Raw genomic sequence first — 16,976 nt, 5'->3', positions numbered from 1 at the left:
TTTCCGTGCTGCCTGCGCATGGTGCGCAGGCAGCAGCGCCGCATCAGAAGCGCGTACGCACGCCGAACACGAAGTTCCGTCCCGGCAGCGGGGAAATATCCTTCAGCAGCGAGGTGGACATGCGGATGTCTTCGTTCAGCAGGTTCTTGGCCAGCACGAACCAGGTCACGTCGTTATTGCCCACGTGCTGGGTGTACTCGATGTGCGCGTCGAGCAGGTTGTAGGCCGGCGTCGGCGTGTGCTCCGACATGGCCAGGCGGTCCTGCCCGAACGCATGCGTCAGCGAGACGCCGCCACGCCAGTTGTCGCGGCGGTAGCCGACTTCGGTGCCGAAGCGGTCGGCCGGCTGCAGCGGCAGGCTGCCGCCACGATTCAGGTAGCCGCGCGAGGTGTCGGCGAACACGCGGCCCGACCAGCCGGCGCCGGTCTGGTTGTAGGTCACTTCCCCTTCCCCGCCCTGCACGTGGGCATCGGCCTGCTGGAACAGGCGCTGGCGGAAGTCACCGCCCGGCTTGCCCTCATCATCCAGCGTCAGGCCGGTGATGTTCCCGTAGATGAAGTTGCTGACGTTGTTGCGGAACAGGTTGGCGCGCCAGCGCACCAGGCCGCTGGTCTTCTGCAGCGACAGCTCGACGTTGCGCGAGGTCTCCTTGACCAGGTCGGGGTTGCCGACGTCGAAGGTCAGGGTCGCATCGTGCGGGCCGCTCGAATACAGCTCGTCGATGGACGGCGCGCGCTGGGCGTACGACAGCGTGACGCCGGCGCTGTAGCCATCCGCGAACGGCCAGGACACGCCGAAGGAGGTCGAGCCCAGGTTGAACTGGCGCTCCTTGTTATTGATCGGCTGGCGCTTGACGGTTTCATAGCGCACGCCGGCGGACAGGCGCAGCGGTCCCGCGTTGGCTTCCTCGACCAGGAAGGTGGCCGCCGACGTCGAGTGGGTGGGCGGCACCGTGTCCGGGCCACCGGCCGCGCTGAGGGCGGAGAAGTTGGTGTTTTCGGTCTGGAAGCCGAAGGTGCCGTGCATGCCGGCCACCGGCTTGTGCTCCATCTCGGCGCGGGTTTCCAGCGAGCGGTTCGAGAACAGCGTGGCCGGATTGCCCTGCTCATCCAGTTCCGCGTGGTGGTAGTCGGTGTAGCCCGCCTTCAGCTTGAGGTTCTCGAAGCCGCTGAACGGCGCCTTGACCAGGCTGTCGACATCGTAGCGGTTCTGCTTCTGGTCGATGCGCGAACCTTCCGCGCTCGGGATCCCGTACACATTGCTCAGGTGCGACGCCGACAGGCCGACATAGCCCCAGTCCTCGATGTACGAACCGCCGACGCCCACGCTCTTGCTTTCCGTATCAGAATGCGGCAGGTGGCCGGACGCCGACGTCGGGTCACCCTTGATGCGGTTGCCGGGGATCTTGTAATCCAGGGTATCGCGCCAGTTGCCGTCGGCATGCAGGGCAAGCTTGCCGACCGATCCATCGACCGAGCCGGACACATCCTTGCCATTGTCGACCGTGCTATAGCGCGACGCGGCTTCGCCGGTCGGCTGCGGCGCCAGCTCGGTCGGGATGCGCTCGTTGACCACGTTCACCAGGCCGCCGATCGCGCCCGAGCCGTACAGCAAGGCCGCCGGGCCGCGCAGGATTTCGATCTGCTTGGCGGTCGCGCCTTCCGAGGCGACCGCGTGGTCGTTGGACAGGCCGGAGACGTCGGACGTGGCCATGCCGTTTTCCAGCATCTTCACGCGCGAGCCTTCCATGCCGCGGATGATCGGGCGCGAGGCGCCGGCGCCGAAGGCCGACGCCGACACACCCAGTTCATTGGACAGGGTTTCGCCCAGCGAGCTGCCGACCTTGTCGAGCAGTTCGTCGCCGGACAGCACCTTGGCGGGGTTGAGGATCTGGTCGGACTCGGAACCCTTGATGGCGGAACCGGTGATGACGACCTTCTGGATGTCGCCGTCGGGGGTCCCGGCAAATGCGGGAGCGCCGAAAGCGAGCAGGATCGCGCCGGCGAGCGCGGTGCGTTGCTTGTACTTCATTGGAAACCTCTGAGCAAACTGATAACGAACGACACCGCCCGGCCATGACGGCCGCGGCAGTGCGGATGAGGGATGGATCGTTACCAGGCCGCGGGGGGTGCGCGGGAATCGAAGACGCAGCGCGTCAGCAGGCACAGCGTGGGAATGCGCGGGGCAGGCTGCAGGTTGAACGCAACGTCGACCGGCAGGAACAGCCGCACCACCGTGGGCAGCGCGAACGCCATCTGGGCGCTGGCCGCGCACTGCACGCACAGGTCGACCAGGGCGCCCTTGGCGGGCTTGCCCCCACGGGTGTCAGCCTGGGCCGCGATCCTTTCGGTACCGCCGCGCTGGAACTCATTCGCGTGCGTATAGCCGTGCATCGTCCCCACCTGCTGCGATAACAGCAGCAGGAGCGAGAGCAGGATATGGACGAATGAACGTTGCACAGATATATCAGTTCGAAGGATGAACGCATTCTATGCGCTCCGCGCGAGATGTGCCAGATGTTTCCTAAGGGTATGCATGACGTATGTATAAGCCTTCGCAAGCTGAACCATCGTCCCGGTGAAGGCCGGGACGACGGTGCACAGGGCAGCGTTAGCGACCCAACAGAGCCAGGACCCCACACGGCTTAGCCTGCGTCTAGCGGACTCATCACGAGTTCGCGCCCGGCCGGCCGTTCGCAGGACGCGAAGGCCGGCCACCTTTCATTGAGGAGAAGCACAATGAAAAACACATTACGCAACGTTGCGGTATCCGCCCTGCTTGCCGCCGGGCTTGCCGCCCCGGCCTCGGCCGGCGCAGGCACGCTGGACTACCAGGGCGTCACCTTCACCACGTCCTGGACCGGGAACGTGCTCACGCTGCAAGTCGACGCCGCCCACCCGACCGGCGACTGGGCTGGCGCCACCACGCTGGACGCGCTGCAGCTGAAGGATGTCGGCAGTTTCGACAGCGTCAGCCTGGGCGCGGCGCCCGGCGATGCCGCCAACTGGACGCTGCCGGCGAATGAACTCAATGCCAATGGCTGCTCGGTCGGCGCGCACCCGGGCATGGGAGCGTGCTTCTCGGGCGCGCACGTGGCGCTGGGCGCGGCGGCGCAAGAAGCGCGCTAAATAAGAGCGCGAAGCAGACGAAAAACAGAGCGCAAAAAAAGAGAACGTCGTTCCCGCCTCCGCGCGAACGGCGTTCTTCTTAGTTCAGCATGTCGGCCTTACTTCGCCAGCTCGACCGCAGGCTCCTTCTCGAACGACAGCATCCCATCGCGCACGCCGACGTGGATCGTATCCTTCGGACCGAAACGACCGGCCAGGATCTCCTTCGACAGCGGATTTTCGATCTGCTGCTGGATCGCGCGCTTGAGCGGACGCGCGCCATACACCGGGTCGAAGCCCGCTTCCGCGATCTTCTGCAGGGCGTCTTCCGACACGTCGAGGTGCATTTCCATCTTCTCGAGCCGGCCTTCCAGGTTGTGCAGCTGGATCTTGGCAATCGCACCGATGTTCTTCTCGTCGAGCGCATGGAACACCACGATCTCGTCGATCCGGTTGATGAACTCCGGCCGGAAGTGGCCACGCACCTCGGCCATCACGGCCAACTTCACCACCGCCGGGTCGTCGCTGTCCATCGCCTGGATCTTGTGCGAACCCAGGTTCGAGGTCATCACGATCACCGTGTTCTTGAAGTCCACCGTGCGTCCCTGCCCGTCCGTCATGCGGCCATCGTCGAGCGCCTGCAGCAGCACGTTGAACACGTCCGGGTGCGCCTTCTCGATCTCGTCGAGCAGGATCACGCTGTACGGCTTGCGCCGCACCGCCTCGGTCAGGTAGCCGCCCTCTTCGTAGCCGACATAACCCGGCGGCGCGCCGATCAGGCGGGCCACCGAATGCTTCTCCATGAATTCGCTCATGTCGATGCGGATCAGCGCGTCCTCGGTATCGAACAGGAAGGACGCCAGCGCCTTGCACAGCTCCGTCTTGCCGACGCCGGTCGGGCCGAGGAACATGAACGAGCCATACGGCCGGTTCGGGTCCGCCAGGCCCGCGCGCGAACGGCGGATCGCGTCGGACACCGCGGTGATCGCCTCGTCCTGGCCGACCACGCGCTCATGCAGCTTGCCCTCGATATGCAGCAGCTTGTCGCGCTCGCCCTGCATCATGCGCGCCACCGGGATGCCGGTCGCGCGCGAGACCACTTCCGCGATCTCCTCGGCGCCGACCTGGGTGCGCAGCAGTTTCGGATGCGTGCTTTCGGTGCGTGCCGTGACCTGCTCGGCCTCCTTCAGCTGGCGCTCCAGTTCCGGCAGGCGGCCGTACTGCAGCTCCGAGACCTTCTGCCAGTTGCTCTGGCGCTTGGCCTCGTCCATCTGCTGGCGGATGCGCTCGATCTCTTCCTTGATGTGGGTGGTGCCCTGCACCATCGCCTTCTCGGACTTGAGCACTTCGTCGTAGTCGTTGTACTCGCGCTCCAGGCGCGCGATTTCCTCGTCCAGCAGGTCGAGCCGGCGCACCGAAGCCTCGTCGGTTTCCTTCTTCACCGCCTCGCGCTCGATCTTCAACTGGATCAGGCGGCGATCGAGCTTGTCCATCACCTCCGGCTTGGAATCGATCTCGATCTTGATCTTCGAGGCCGCCTCGTCGATCAGGTCGATTGCCTTGTCGGGCAGGAAGCGGTCGGTGATGTAGCGGTGCGACAGCTCGGCCGCGGCGATGATGGCCGGGTCGGTGATCTCGACCTTGTGGTGCAGCTCGTACTTCTCCTGCAGGCCGCGCAGGATGGCGATGGTCGCCTCCACGCTCGGCTCGTCCACCATGATCTTCTGGAAGCGGCGCTCCAGCGCGGCATCCTTCTCGATGTACTTGCGGTACTCGTCGAGCGTGGTCGCGCCAATGCAGTGCAGCTCGCCGCGCGCCAGCGCCGGCTTGAGCATGTTCCCGGCGTCCATCGCGCCCTCGGCCTTGCCGGCGCCGACCATGGTGTGGATCTCGTCGATGAAGACGATGGTCATGCCCTCGTCATGGGCCAGTTCCTTGAGCACGGACTTCAGGCGCTCCTCGAACTCGCCGCGGTACTTGGCGCCGGCCAGCAGGGCCGCGAGGTCGAGCGACAGCACGCGCTTGCCCTTGAGCGAATCGGGCACCTCGCCGTTGACGATGCGCTGCGCCAGGCCTTCCACGATCGCGGTCTTGCCGACGCCCGGCTCGCCGATCAGCACCGGGTTGTTCTTGGTCCGGCGCTGCAGCACCTGGATCGCGCGGCGGATCTCGTCGTCGCGGCCGATCACGGGATCGAGCTTGCCGATGCGGGCGCGCTCGGTCAGGTCGAGGGTGTACTTCTTGAGCGCCTCGCGGTTGCCTTCCGCCTCGGCCGAATTGACCGATTCGCCGCCGCGCACGGCCGAGATGGCCGATTCCAGCGCCTTGCGGCCAAGGCCTGCCTCGCGTGCCAGGCGGCCGGCGTCGGACTTGTCTTCGGCGAGCGCCAGCAGCACCATTTCGGAGGACAGGAACTGGTCGCCGCGCTTCTGCGATTCGCGGTCGGCCAGGTTCAGGAGCGACATCAGCTCGCGCCCGACCTGGATCTCGCCGCCGGTGCCGGACACCTTCGGCAGGCGTTCGAGGGCGCCGCGCAGGTTATTGGTGAGCGCGCCCACGTTGACGCCGGCGCGCTGCAGGAGCGAGCGCGCGCCGCCGTCGTCCTGGTTGAGCAGGGCGACCAGCAGGTGAGCAGGTTCGATATAGGGGTTGTCGTTGCCGACCGCCAGCGATTGCGCGTCCGCGAGCGCTTCCTGGAGCTTGGTCGTCAGTTTGTCTTGCCGCATGGTAATGCTCCCAGTGAGTGTTCTTTAACTGGGGAGCATGTGGGGTGCTGGACGGCGTTTTCAAGACGACATTACATAACCCGTAAGTTATGGATTGCCGTCGTCCCGGCGGAGGCCGGGACCCATGCTGAGCTAATTGGCCTGCGGCGGCAGATTTCGACGGCTCAAGCGGTCTATGGGTTCCGGCCTGCGCCGGAACGACGGATTCTGGCTAGTGAGCGGACAGCGCGCGGTAACTCGCAAACCCAGCGATGCAGAACGCAATTGAACCGACAAGGTGCAAGCCCGCATGCGCCAGCGCCCAGCCATACTGCCCGCGCTGCAGCAGCAGCATCGACTCGCCCGAAAAGGTCGAGAACGTGGTCAGCCCGCCGAGGAAGCCGGTGACCGCGAACAGCCGCCACTCCGGCGGCAGCCCCGAATTGGCCGAGAAGAAGCCCAGCGCCAGCCCGATCAGGTAGCCGCCGAGCAGATTGGCCGCCAGCGTCCCGCCCTGCACGTGCGAGTGCACGTCCGACAGCCAGACCGACAGCCCCCAGCGCAGCCACGCGCCGATGGCCGCGCCCAGGCCCACCGCCAGCCAGCTCAATGCGCCACCCACTTGGCCTTGGCGCTGTCGTCCGTGATCCGGGCGTCGACCCAGCGCGCGCCGTCCGCGGTGTCTTCCTTCTTCCAGAACGGGGCGTCGGTCTTGAGGTAGTCGATGATGAATTCGCAGGCGTCGAAGGCTTCGCCGCGGTGCGCGCAGGCCACCGCCACCAGCACGATCTGGTCGCGCGGCTTGAGCGGGCCGACGCGGTGGATGACGATCGCGCCCATCAGCGGCCAGCGTGCCTGCGCCTGCTCGACGATGTCCTGCAGCGCGCGCTCGGTCATGCCGGGGTAGTGTTCAAGCTCCATCGCGGACACCGCCGCGCCGTCGTTCATGTCGCGCACGGTGCCGACGAAGCTCACCACCGCGCCGATCCGCGCGTCGCCCTCGCGCAGGCGCGCGAGCTCGTGGCCGAGGTCGAAATCCCCTGCCTGCACCCTCACTTCGATCATCTACCCTCCTTGGCCAACCGCATGAGCAAATGCTCGATGCGCGATGCGGTCCGCGCGTCGGCCAGCGCCGGGAGCGCGCACAGCTGGCGCAATTCGGCGGCCGTGGTGGCCGGCCGGTGGCCAGACTTGAGCGAGGACTGCAGCACTTCCACCTGCAGCTTGAGCCGCTCGCGCGCGAACTCGGGTCCGCTGTCGACGCCGGCAATGATCTCAAGACGGAGCAAATCTTGCAACAGGCGGGGCCGATTCTGCTCCAGCAGGCGGGCGTAGGCTTCGCGTTCCGGGCCGGCCGTGGCGGCCAGCGCGGCGCCAAAGCGTTCGCGCAGCACCCGCTCGTCATCGGCGGCGACCGGTGGCAGCGCGTCCCACGGCGCCTGCCAGTCGGTGGCCGATGCATCGATGGCCGGGGCGGCGATGGCCGCTTCCAGCTCGTGCACCAGGCGCAGGCGGTCGCGCAGCGCGCTGGCCTGGGCCATGCCGGCGGCGCGGCGCGCGGTGTCGGCATGGTGCTGCACCAGGGCGATCGCGTCGTGGTAGCGCTTTTCGAGCCGCGCTTCGTGCGCGCGCGGCACCGGGCCGGCCGCATGCCACTCGGCGGCGGCATCGCGCAGCAGCTTGCTGGCGCTGGCCGGGGTCGCGTCGGCGGCGGCCGCCTCCAGCCGGGTGCAGATCGCGGCCTTGGCCGATTCGTGCTCGCGGCGTTCGACGTCGAGCGCGTGCGCGCTCTCCTTGCGGCTGTTGAACAGCGCGTCGCAGGCGGCGCGGAAGCGCTGCCACAGCGCCTGCTCGTCCTTGCGTTCGAGCGGCAGCGCGCGCGCATGCTCCTGCCAGCGGTGCTGGATCTCGCGCAGCGTGTCGACCACATGGCGGTTGTGCGGATCGAGCGCCGTCACTTCATCGATCAGCTCCTCGCGGCGCGCCATCTCGGCACGGCGCTGCTCGCCCAGCGGGCCTTGCAGGGTGTTGAGCACATCGGCGAATTCGTGGTCGAGGCGCTTCTTCTCCTTGCGGTCAATGGCGCCGAGGTGGCTCCACGCGGCGCGCAGGCGCTGCACGGTGCCGGCCACGTGGCGCCAGTCGGTTTCGCCCGATTCCAGCTTGCCAATTTCGGCGCGCGCCTCGTCGAGCAGGGCCTGGCCGCGCGCGGCGTTGGCGTGGCGTTCGTCGGCCTGGTGCCGGAAGTGGGCCGCGGCCGGCGCGTAGGCGGCGCTGCAGGCGGCGTCGAAACGCTCCCACAGGCTGCGCGGCGCCGCGCCGGAACTGCCGTCGAGCGCCTTCCAGCGTTCGCGCAGGCTGCCCACCTTCCTGGCCAGGTCGCTCATCGGCAGCTGCTGCGCCCGCAGGGTCTCGGCGGCCTTGATCAGTTCTTCGCGCGAGACGTTGCCGCCCCAGCGCGCCCAGTCGGACAGGCGCTTCAGCTCAGCGCGCACGTGCGCCAGGCGGTCGGCCTGCGGCTGCGTCAGGCGCATGCCCTTGTCGCGGCTTTCGCGCAGCTGCTTGTCCAGCTCCGCGGCGGTGCCCAGCGAGCCGGCCAGCAACGCCGCTTCCAGCGCATCGACCGTGCCGAGGAAATGCTGGTCGGCGCCCTTGCGCGGTTTCGGTGCGGCGGCCGGCTGCGCTTGCGGCTGCGGCTCCTTCGGCTTGCGCTCGGCTTGCGGCAGGCCGGCCAGCAGCGCCTCGAAGCGTTGCTGCTGCTCGTCCGCCTGGGCAGCGCGCGGCGCCGCCGGAAGCTTGTGCCAGGCCTTGCGCAGCGCGTCGGCATCCAGCGTGGCGGGCGCGGCGGCCTGCCATTCTTGCAGCTGCTTGTCGCGCGCCGCCAGTGCGGATTGCCCTTCTTCCAGGGTCGCGAGGCCGGCCGCGATGCGCGCGTGCTCGTTGGCGAATTCCGACGTCAGCGCGCGCGGCAGCGCTGCCTGCTCGCCCGCGGCGAGCGCGGTCTCCTGCTCCTGTCCCAGTTGCGCAAGGCGCGCGCGCAGCTCGTCGGCGGGCAGGCCGCCCGACTCCAGCGCACGCAGCGCCGCCAGCCGGTCGCGCATCGCGCGCTGCAGCGTGACCTGCGCTTCCAGCCGCTGGCCGAGCTGGGCGCGGATGGTCTCGAATTCGCCGGCCAGCTGGGGTGCGGCGATCACCGACCAGTTGCGGTCCAGCTCAGCGACATGGTTGGGCGTGAGCAGCTCGTCCTGCAGCAGCGCCCTGGCCTGCTCGATGGCGGCCTGCGCGCGGCGCTGTTCGGATTCGTCGTGGCGGATCGCTTCGAGCCGGGCCTGCATCAGCTTGGCCACGCGGCGGTCGGTATTGCGCATCGCGGCGCGCACGCGTTCGAGCTGCGCCGGCGTATGGACGAACTCGGCGGCGGCCAGCCGCAGTTCGGAGAATTCGCATTGAAGAATGAAGTCGGCGGCGGCCGTTTCGTCGCCATTGATTTGCCGAAGCTTGTCGGCCTGCAGCGCACGCTGGGGAGTTGCGGGTGCGGCCGTTTGCTGCTCGGCCTGCCCAGACTGCGCGGCGGGCTCGTCGCCGGGCTTGTTTTCTCCCGGACGCTTGAACAGAAACTCGAACATGATGGAGTCGCACTTCCAAAACCCCCATCATAACAAAGAACGATGCGGGGCCTTGGCGGGCCGGCCGGCGGCGTGCGCGGGCCGGCTGCGGCTCAGTGCGCGTAGCTGACCCGCGGCCCGACGCGATGGCTGCGCTCGGCGCGGGGCACGACGCCACGGCCGGTGCGCGGCGGCCCTTCGCCGTTGCGGCTTTCCTGCTGGTAGGCGTCGTGGGCCAGCATCTGGTTGGCGATCGCGAACCAGTCCTCGCCCGAGATCACGCTGCCGGCCACGGGAAAGAGCTCGCGCTCCTCGCGCTCCAGCCGTTCGAGCAAGGCGGCGCAAAATAGTTCGAGGGCGCCACAGAACTGGGCCACGCCTCCGCCGTCGGGCTCGGCGGTCTCGACAATGCGCAGGGCCGCGGCCATGGCGTCCGCGGCGGCCTGGCTGAGCGCGTCGAGCTGGTCGAGCAAGCCGTCAGCGCCATCGCCGGCGCGGCGCACGGCGGGAATGAGGAATTTGTCGAGCTTGCGCCAATGGCAGCTGTCGTACAAGCCACGGATGGTGTCGCAGGCCACGTCGATTTGCATCTGCGACAGCTTCGTTTGCTCTCGGAAATTTGTTTGGAGCAATTTCTGGAGGGCTTGCAGGCTGGTTCGGACACTCGTTTGTTCGACCGACAGTGCCACCAGCGTGTATGTCGCAGTTAACATCGTGTCTCCTCTCAGAATCGTTTCGCCAACGCAAGCACCGCCCCGACGTGCGGGAGATACCTGGCTGGGAATGTCGTTTTGAACAGGCCTGTGAGAATTTTATTCTTGTCATCGGCCCCTGGGAACTAACAGTTTAAAGAGCCTCCCACCGTTGTGTTTGATTTAACGCAAAGGCGGACGGCCAGTGTGGCACATTTCTTATCAATCGTGCCGCACTTGTGACAGTGTGGGGCGGGCACAACAGGATTGCCAAGCGACAAAACTATCAGGCGGCGAACTTTCCTTTCGGCATGGAAGCATCCCCCAGCGCGCCCTGCAGCTGGATGGCGAACGCGGCCGGCTCGGCGGGGCCGACCGCGACCTGCTCGCAGCCATGCCAACGGGCGCAGCGGACCAGGGCGCCCGCGATGTCGCTGGCGAAACGCTCGCTCGCGCGCACGCCCGGCTCCAGCATCGCCGCCTTCAGTTCGAACACGCCCTCGCGCCGGTGCGCCTTGGCGTCGATGCGGCCGACAAGCGCGCCGCGCCGCAGCAGCGGCAGCGTGAAGTAGCCGTAGCGCCGCTTTTCGGCCGGCGTGTAGCACTCCAACCGGTAATCGAAGCCGAACAGGTCGAGTGCGCGCCTGCGGTCCCACACAATCGGGTCGAAGGGCGACAGCAGCGTGGTCAGGGTGGGCGCCAGTTCGCCGCGCGCTGCCTGGTGCGCGGCGTCTTCCAGCTCAGGATGGAGGTAGACCGGATCATCCCAGCCCTCGACCCGCGCGCACAGCAGCTCGCCGCGCGCCGCCAGCGCGGCCGGATCGGGATGCGGGCGCTTGGTGCGGTGGTAGTCGGGGATCCAGGCCGCGCGCGCCAGCCCGAGCGCGCGCACCGTGCGCAGCACGAACTGGCGGCGCACCTCGTCCAGCGCCGGCATCTGGCTGTCGTGCCACGTCGGATGCACGCGCTCGGCCAGGTCATAGATGCGTTGGAAGTTGTGGCGCCGCGCGATCATCAGCGCGCCCGCCGTGAACAGCACTTCGAGCGAGCGCTTCTCCGGCTTCCACTCCCACCAGCCGCCGCCCTGCCCGTCGGTGCGCTCGAAATCCGAGGAGCGCGCCGGGCCGTGCGTGCGGATGTGGTCCATCACGCGCTTGACGTCGGCGGCGCGCTCGCGCATCCAGGTCTCCGAATACTTCCAGCCCATCGCGGACGGATCGAGCATGCGGTGGCGGTACAGGCCATAGTCCTCGATCGGCAGGAAGCAGGCCTCGTGCGCCCAGTATTCGAACAAGCTGCCCTCGGCCAGGTGCTGGTCCAGCCATTCGGGCCGGTAGTCGCCCAGACGGCTCCACAGCACGAGGTAGGGACTGCGCGCGACCACGTGGATGGTATCGATCTGCAGCATGCCCATGTGCCGGATCGTGTCCAGCACATCGGCCTTGGTGGCCTTGCGGCGCGGTGGCCGCAGCATGCGCTGTGCCTGCAGGTGGAGGGCGCGCGCGGCGCTCATCGAAAGGGTCAGTTCGCTCATGCCAGCATTCTAATGACGTTCGATCAATCCCCGGCGATTTTTCTCGGCGCATGGGGAACGGCTGAGCTATAGTAGCGCCGCCCACATCGAGCCACGATTTCCATGCGCCTGCTGCACACCTCCGACTGGCACCTCGGCCAGACCCTGCACAACTACGACCGCTCCTGGGAGCACCAGTGCTTCCTCGACTGGCTGGTCGAGACCATCGTCGCCGAACAGGCCGACGTGCTGCTGGTCGCGGGCGATGTGTTCGACAACGCCAATCCGTCGGCGCAGTCGCAGCGGCAGCTTTACCGCTTCCTGCAGCAGGCGCGCGAGCGCGCGCCCTGGCTGCAAGTGGTGATCATCGCCGGCAACCACGATTCGCCAGGCCGGCTGGAAGCGCCCTCGCCGCTGCTGCAGGTGCACGGCGCGACGGTCGTCGGCAGCGTGGCGCGCAAGCCGGACGGCGAGATCGACGCCGGGCGGCTGCTGGTCCCGCTCACCGGCCGCGATGGCGCGGTCAAGGCCTGGTGCATGGCGGTGCCCTTCCTGCGTCCGGGCGACGTGCCGCGCATCGAGGGCGACGGCGATCCTTACTTGAACGGCATTGCGGCGCTGTACCGCCAGGCCTTCGACATCGCGCGCGGGCGCTGCGCCGAGGGCCAGGCGATCATCGCGATGGGCCACTGCCACATGGTCGGCGGCGAGCCCTCGCAGGATTCGGAGCGCCGCATCGTCATCGGCGGCGCCGACGCGCTGCCGGCTTCGATGTTCGACGCCGCGCTGGCCTACGCCGCGCTCGGCCACCTGCACCTGGCGCAGCGCGTAGGCGGACAGGAGCACCTGCGCTACTGCGGCAGCCCGCTGCCACTGTCGTTCTCCGAGGTGAACTACAAGCACCAGGTCCTGCGCATCGACCTCGATGGCGCCCGCGCGGCGGCGGTGACGCCGATTCCCGTGCCGCGCGCCGTCGAACTGCTGCGCGTGCCGGAGGCGCCGGCGCCGTTGTCCGAAGTGCTGGCGCAGCTGGAGGCGCTCGAACTGCCCGAACAGCCGCAGCACGCCCGGCCCTATCTTGAAGTGCGGGTGATGCTGGACGGCCCCGAGCCCGGCCTGCGCGCGCAGGTCGAAGCGGCGCTCGCGGGCAAGCCGGTGCGCCTCGCGAAAATCGAGCCGACCCGCCGGATCACGACCGCCGCGCCGGCCGACGACGCGCTGACGCTCGACCAGCTCGCGCAGCTCAAGCCGGACGATATCTTCCGGCGCCTGTACGCACAGCGCTACGGCGAGGAAGCGCCGCAGGAGCAGGTCGAGGCTTTCGCCGAGCTGATGCTGGAGGACGCACAGGCATGAGGATCCTGCGCATCGCGGGCCGCAACCTGGCCTCGCTGGCGGGCGAATTCAGCGTCGATTTCGAGTCCGAACCGCTGGCCTCGAGCGGCCTGTTCGCGATCAGCGGGCCGACCGGCGCCGGTAAGAGCACCCTGCTCGATGCACTATGCCTCGCGCTTTACGGCACCACCCCGCGCCTGCCCAAGACCGGGCCGCGCGCCAGCTCCCTGCCGGACGTGAACGGTGAACCGGTATCCACGGTCGACCCGCGCAACCTGCTGCGGCGCGGCACCGCCGAGGGCTATGCCGAAGTCGATTTCGCCGGCAGCGATGGCTTGCGCTACCGCGCGCGCTGGGCCGTGCGGCGCTCGCGCAACAAGCCGGGCGGGCCGCTGCAGCCGGCCTCGGTCACGCTGCACCAGCTGCCGGAGATGGCCCAGGTGGGCCGCACCAATTCGGAGGCCGCCGCCGAAATTGCGCAGCGCGTGGGGCTCTCCTTCGAACAGTTCACGCGCGCCGTGCTGTTGGCGCAGAACGAGTTCTCGGCTTTCCTCAAGACTGACGAGAACGAGCGCGGCGAACTGCTGGAAACGCTGACCGGCAGCGTGGTCTACAGCGACATGTCGCGCCGCGCTTTCGAACGCGCCAGGCGCGAGCAGGACGCGCTGCGGATGCTGACCGATAAGCTGGCCATGCAGGCTCCGCTGCCGGCCGAGGCGCGCGCTGAACTCGATGCGCAAAAGGCGCAGGCCGAACTGGCGCTGGCCGAGGTCGATGCGCGCCGCGCGCTGCTCGAACAACAGCGGCGCTGGCACGAGGAGCTGGCCAAGCTGCGGCGCAATGTGAAGCAGGCCGAGGAGGCGCTGGCATCCCATCGCGCGCTGCTCGATGCCGCTGGCGAGCGCCGGCGCCGCCTCGCGACGCTGGAAGCGGTGCAGCCGGCCCGCCCGCTGCTCGCGGAAAGCGACCGCCTGGCGCGCGAACTGGCGCAGGCCGTGCACGCGCGCGCCAAGCTGCAGCAGGAATTCGACGCGCTGCTCGCCGGACGCCGGCACCTTGAGGCCGCGCTTGAACAGGCGGGACGCGCGCTCGCCGAAGCGCAGGCAGCGCAGCGCGATGCGGCGCCCGCGATCGACAAGGCCAAGGAGCTCGACGCCGCGATTGCCGCCCTGCTGCCGGCGCGCGACCAGTCGGCGACCGCGCTGGATGCCGCCACCAACGCCTCGGTGCAAGCCGAAGAGGCCCTGTCGGCACGGCGCACCCAGCTCGACGAGGCGCGCAACGCACACCAGGACAGCGGAAACTGGCTGGCTGCGCACGCGCGCCACGAGCAGCTGGCCATGCATTGGGACCGCTGGGAGCGGCTGCTGTCGCAGGCAGTGCAGGCCGCGCACGATGACGCTGCTCTCGACGTCTCGCTGCGCGCCGCCGATGCGGCCTCGCGCGGCGCGGCGGCACGGTCGCAGCAATCCGCGCAGGCGACACAAGCGGCACAGGCGACGCTGCGCGATCATGAATCCAGCCTCCAGCAGGCAGCCGATTCACTTGGCGCCTTTGATCTGGCGGCCCTGCGCGCCGAACGCCAGCAAATCGACCAGCGCCGCGAACAAGTGACCGCGCTGGAAAAACTGTGGGCGCGGTGGTCCGAGGCCGCGCGCCGCCTCGAACAGGCCAACGTCCAGCATGCGGCCACGAGTTCGGCGCGGGACGAAGCGGCAAAGGCGCTCACCGCCGCCGCACGGGATCACGACAGCCTTGCCGCAGCGGCGGCGCAGGCCGAACGGATGCTGGCAGGCGCCGAACTGGCTTGCGCCGACAGCGTCGAACAACTGCGCGCCCAATTGAGCGACGATGCGCCCTGCCCCGTGTGCGGCGGCGCCGACCATCCCTACCGCCACACCGATCCACGCCTGCACGCGCTGCTGGACGGCTTGCGTGCCGAAGTCGATCGCACGCGCGGCGCATTGCAGGCCAACCTGTCGACACAGGCAGCGCAGCGCCAGGCCGCCGACAGCGCCACGCAGCGCCTGGCCGCGCTCGACGCCGAACGCAGCGACCTCGCGGCCGCTGTGGCCGAACTCGCGCAGGCCTGGGACCGGAACGCCCCGGCAGCCGACAATCGCGAAGCATGGTTGGAAGAGCAGTCGCGCGAAATCAAGGAGCAGGCCGCCTCCCTCGACATCCGCGAGCAGGCCGCACATGCGGCGGCCAAGGCGCGCGACGCAGCCCAGCAAGCCTGCGACGCCGCACGCGCCGAACACGCACGCCTGCTGCAGCTGGCGCAAACGGAAGCCGACCAGGCCGCGCGCCTGCATGCCGACAGCACGGCGCTGCAAGCCCGGCGTGAAGCCGCCGCCGGCGCCCTGGCTGCGCTACTGGAGGAGCTGGACGAGCCGCTGTCGCAGGCCGACGGCGACGGCTGGCAGTCCAACTGGCGCGAGGACCCGGCAGCATACCGCCGCGCATGCGCCGCCCATGCCAGCGCATGGCGTGTCCAATCGGAACGGCTGGTGAGTCTCGCGGCACACATCGCGACACTCGACGTCCAAGTGTCCGCCGCGACCGAGCATGCCGCCCATGCCGCGCGCGCCGCCGCAACGGCGCGCGCCGAGTTCACTCGCGCCGACCTACAGGTGAAGGACAAGCAGCGCGAGCGCGCCACGCTGTGGGAAGGCATGAAGGTGCAGCAGGTCGAGCAGGCCCTCGCCAACGCGGTCGAACAGGCGCGCGCCGCGCTTGCCGCCCGCCAGCAGGCGAACGCCGAAGCGGCCCAGCGCGAAGCGGCGGTGCAGGCATCGCTGCAGCAAACCGACGCCCGCTGCACCACCCTGCGCTCGGACACCGAACAGATCGACGACAAGTTGGCCGCCTGGCTCGACAAGTACACCCACAGCGGCGACGACCTCGATCCCATCCCCGACCGCGCTGCGCTGGCCAAGCTGCTGTCCGTCAGCCACGAAGAGCTCGCGCGCGAACGCGAGGCGCTGCAGCAGCTGGAGACCCAGCTTGCTGCCGCCGCCACCGTGCTCGCCGAACGCAGCGCCCAGCGCGACCTGCACGCCGCCAGCGCACCGGCCGGCGGCTACCCGGACGCCGAACAAGTCGGCGCGGCGCTCGAAACCGTCGAGCGCGAACGCGCCGGCCAGCATGAGCAGGCCGCCGCGCTGCGCCTGCAAGCCGCCCAGGACGACGAACGGCGCGTGCAGGGCCAGGCGCTGTTGGCCGGGATCGAACAGCAGCAAGCGATCGAACGCAAGTGGGCCAGGCTGTCCGAACTGATCGGATCCAGCGACGGCAAGAAGTTCCGCAACTACGCCCAGCAGTTCACGCTCGACGTGCTGCTCGGTTACGCCAACCGCCACCTCTCGCAGCTGGCGCGCCGCTACCGGCTGGAGCGCGTGGTCCACCCCACCGGGCCGTCGCTCGCGCTGATGGTGCGCGACCAGGACATGGGCGGCGAGGTCCGCCCGGTCAATTCGCTGTCCGGCGGCGAGAGCTTCCTGGTGTCGCTGGCGCTCGCGCTGGGCCTGGCCTCGCTGTCGTCCAATCGCGTCAAGGTCGAGTCGCTGTTCATCGACGAGGGCTTCGGCAGCCTGGATAGCGACACGCTGGGCGTGGCGATGGAAGCGCTGGACGCGCTGCAGGCGCAGGGCCGCAAGGTCGGCGTGATCTCGCATGTGCACGAGATGACCGAGCGGATCGCGGCCAAGATCGTGGTGCGGCCGGCGGGCGGCGGGGCCAGCGCCATCTCGGTGCAGTAGCGGGTGCTACAATCGCGGCTTTGCCGCATCCCGCCCGCCTATCATGAATAAACCCGCCCGCTTCCTGACCTTCAAGTGCGCCAAGTGCGCCAAGCCCGTCAAGGTCCAGCTGCAGAAAGTGTCCGCCTGCTCGCACATCCAGCCCTACTTCGGCGTGTGCGACTGCGGCGAGGTCAAGCTGCACGCCACCGGCGAACCGGCCGCGGTCCAGTCCTTCCTCGCCTCCGGCGGCATCGACTGGCACCACCATCACTGAC

The 16,976-nt window shown here is 68.6% G+C and carries 12 protein-coding genes; 4 read left to right on the top strand and 8 right to left on the bottom strand.

Annotation, left to right across the window (positions count from 1 at the left end):
- Positions 1 to 43 precede the first annotated feature (43 nt).
- Positions 44 to 2,032, bottom strand: a complete 1,989-nt coding sequence (locus NX778_RS01400) for a TonB-dependent receptor (protein WP_258809899.1) — start codon at positions 2,030 to 2,032, stop codon at positions 44 to 46.
- A gap of 80 nt (positions 2,033 to 2,112) precedes the next feature.
- The gene (locus NX778_RS01395) at positions 2,113 to 2,460 is read right to left on the bottom strand and encodes a hypothetical protein (protein ID WP_258809898.1); all 348 of its coding nucleotides are present in this window, start codon (positions 2,458 to 2,460) and stop codon (positions 2,113 to 2,115) included.
- Between the two features lie 279 nt (positions 2,461 to 2,739).
- Between NX778_RS01395 and NX778_RS01390 the strand changes: the two genes are divergently transcribed.
- Entirely contained in the window at positions 2,740 to 3,129 is a 390-nt protein-coding gene (locus NX778_RS01390; RefSeq protein ID WP_258809897.1) for a hypothetical protein, read from the top strand.
- Positions 3,130 to 3,227: 98 nt separating this feature from the next.
- Here NX778_RS01390 and clpB read toward each other — a convergent pair whose 3' ends face one another.
- The 6 genes from clpB to NX778_RS01360 all read right to left on the bottom strand — a co-directional run bounded on the left by clpB (position 3,228) and on the right by NX778_RS01360 (position 11,644).
- Entirely contained in the window at positions 3,228 to 5,834 is a 2,607-nt protein-coding gene (gene clpB, locus NX778_RS01385) for an ATP-dependent chaperone ClpB (RefSeq protein ID WP_258809896.1), read from the bottom strand.
- 211 nt (positions 5,835 to 6,045) lie between these two features.
- Positions 6,046 to 6,423 (bottom strand): fluoride efflux transporter CrcB, encoded by a 378-nt coding sequence (gene crcB / locus NX778_RS01380; protein WP_307727929.1) that lies wholly within the window; start codon positions 6,421 to 6,423, stop codon positions 6,046 to 6,048.
- Positions 6,420 to 6,878 carry a molybdopterin synthase catalytic subunit MoaE gene (gene moaE, locus NX778_RS01375; protein WP_258809894.1) on the bottom strand — a complete coding sequence of 153 codons (459 nt, stop codon included), beginning with the start codon at positions 6,876 to 6,878 and terminating at the stop codon, positions 6,420 to 6,422. The genes crcB and moaE overlap by 4 nt, the downstream gene beginning before the upstream one ends.
- Complete coding sequence (locus tag NX778_RS01370) at positions 6,875 to 9,439, bottom strand: DUF349 domain-containing protein (RefSeq protein WP_258809893.1); 2,565 nt, start codon at positions 9,437 to 9,439, stop codon at positions 6,875 to 6,877. The genes moaE and NX778_RS01370 overlap by 4 nt, the downstream gene beginning before the upstream one ends.
- A 92-nt stretch (positions 9,440 to 9,531) precedes the next feature.
- Positions 9,532 to 10,008 carry a hemerythrin domain-containing protein gene (locus NX778_RS01365; RefSeq protein WP_258809892.1) on the bottom strand — a complete coding sequence of 159 codons (477 nt, stop codon included), beginning with the start codon at positions 10,006 to 10,008 and terminating at the stop codon, positions 9,532 to 9,534.
- Between the two features lie 388 nt (positions 10,009 to 10,396).
- Entirely contained in the window at positions 10,397 to 11,644 is a 1,248-nt protein-coding gene (locus NX778_RS01360) for a winged helix-turn-helix domain-containing protein (protein WP_258809891.1), read from the bottom strand.
- A 102-nt stretch (positions 11,645 to 11,746) separates the two neighbouring features.
- On the opposite strand from NX778_RS01360, the gene NX778_RS01355 reads away from it, so the two are divergent.
- Genes NX778_RS01355 through NX778_RS01345 form a run of 3 tightly spaced genes read left to right on the top strand, consistent with a single transcriptional unit; the run spans position 11,747 to position 16,975 of the window.
- Positions 11,747 to 12,979: an exonuclease SbcCD subunit D C-terminal domain-containing protein gene (locus tag NX778_RS01355; RefSeq protein WP_258809890.1), complete on the top strand. Its 1,233-nt coding sequence runs from the start codon at positions 11,747 to 11,749 to the stop codon at positions 12,977 to 12,979.
- A complete protein-coding gene (locus NX778_RS01350; protein WP_258809889.1) occupies positions 12,976 to 16,719 on the top strand; it encodes an AAA family ATPase in 3,744 nt (1,247 codons plus the stop codon). The genes NX778_RS01355 and NX778_RS01350 overlap by 4 nt, the downstream gene beginning before the upstream one ends.
- A gap of 43 nt (positions 16,720 to 16,762) precedes the next feature.
- Positions 16,763 to 16,975, top strand: coding sequence for a hypothetical protein (locus NX778_RS01345; RefSeq protein ID WP_258809888.1), 213 nt, complete (start codon positions 16,763 to 16,765; stop codon positions 16,973 to 16,975).
- Position 16,976 lies beyond the last annotated feature (1 nt).

The organism is Massilia terrae (assembly GCF_024753145.1).
Taxonomy (GTDB): Bacteria; Pseudomonadota; Gammaproteobacteria; order Burkholderiales; family Burkholderiaceae_D; genus Telluria; species Telluria terrae.
The sequence above is the reverse complement of the archived record's forward strand: the minus strand, read 5'-3'. Positions and strand labels throughout refer to the sequence as shown.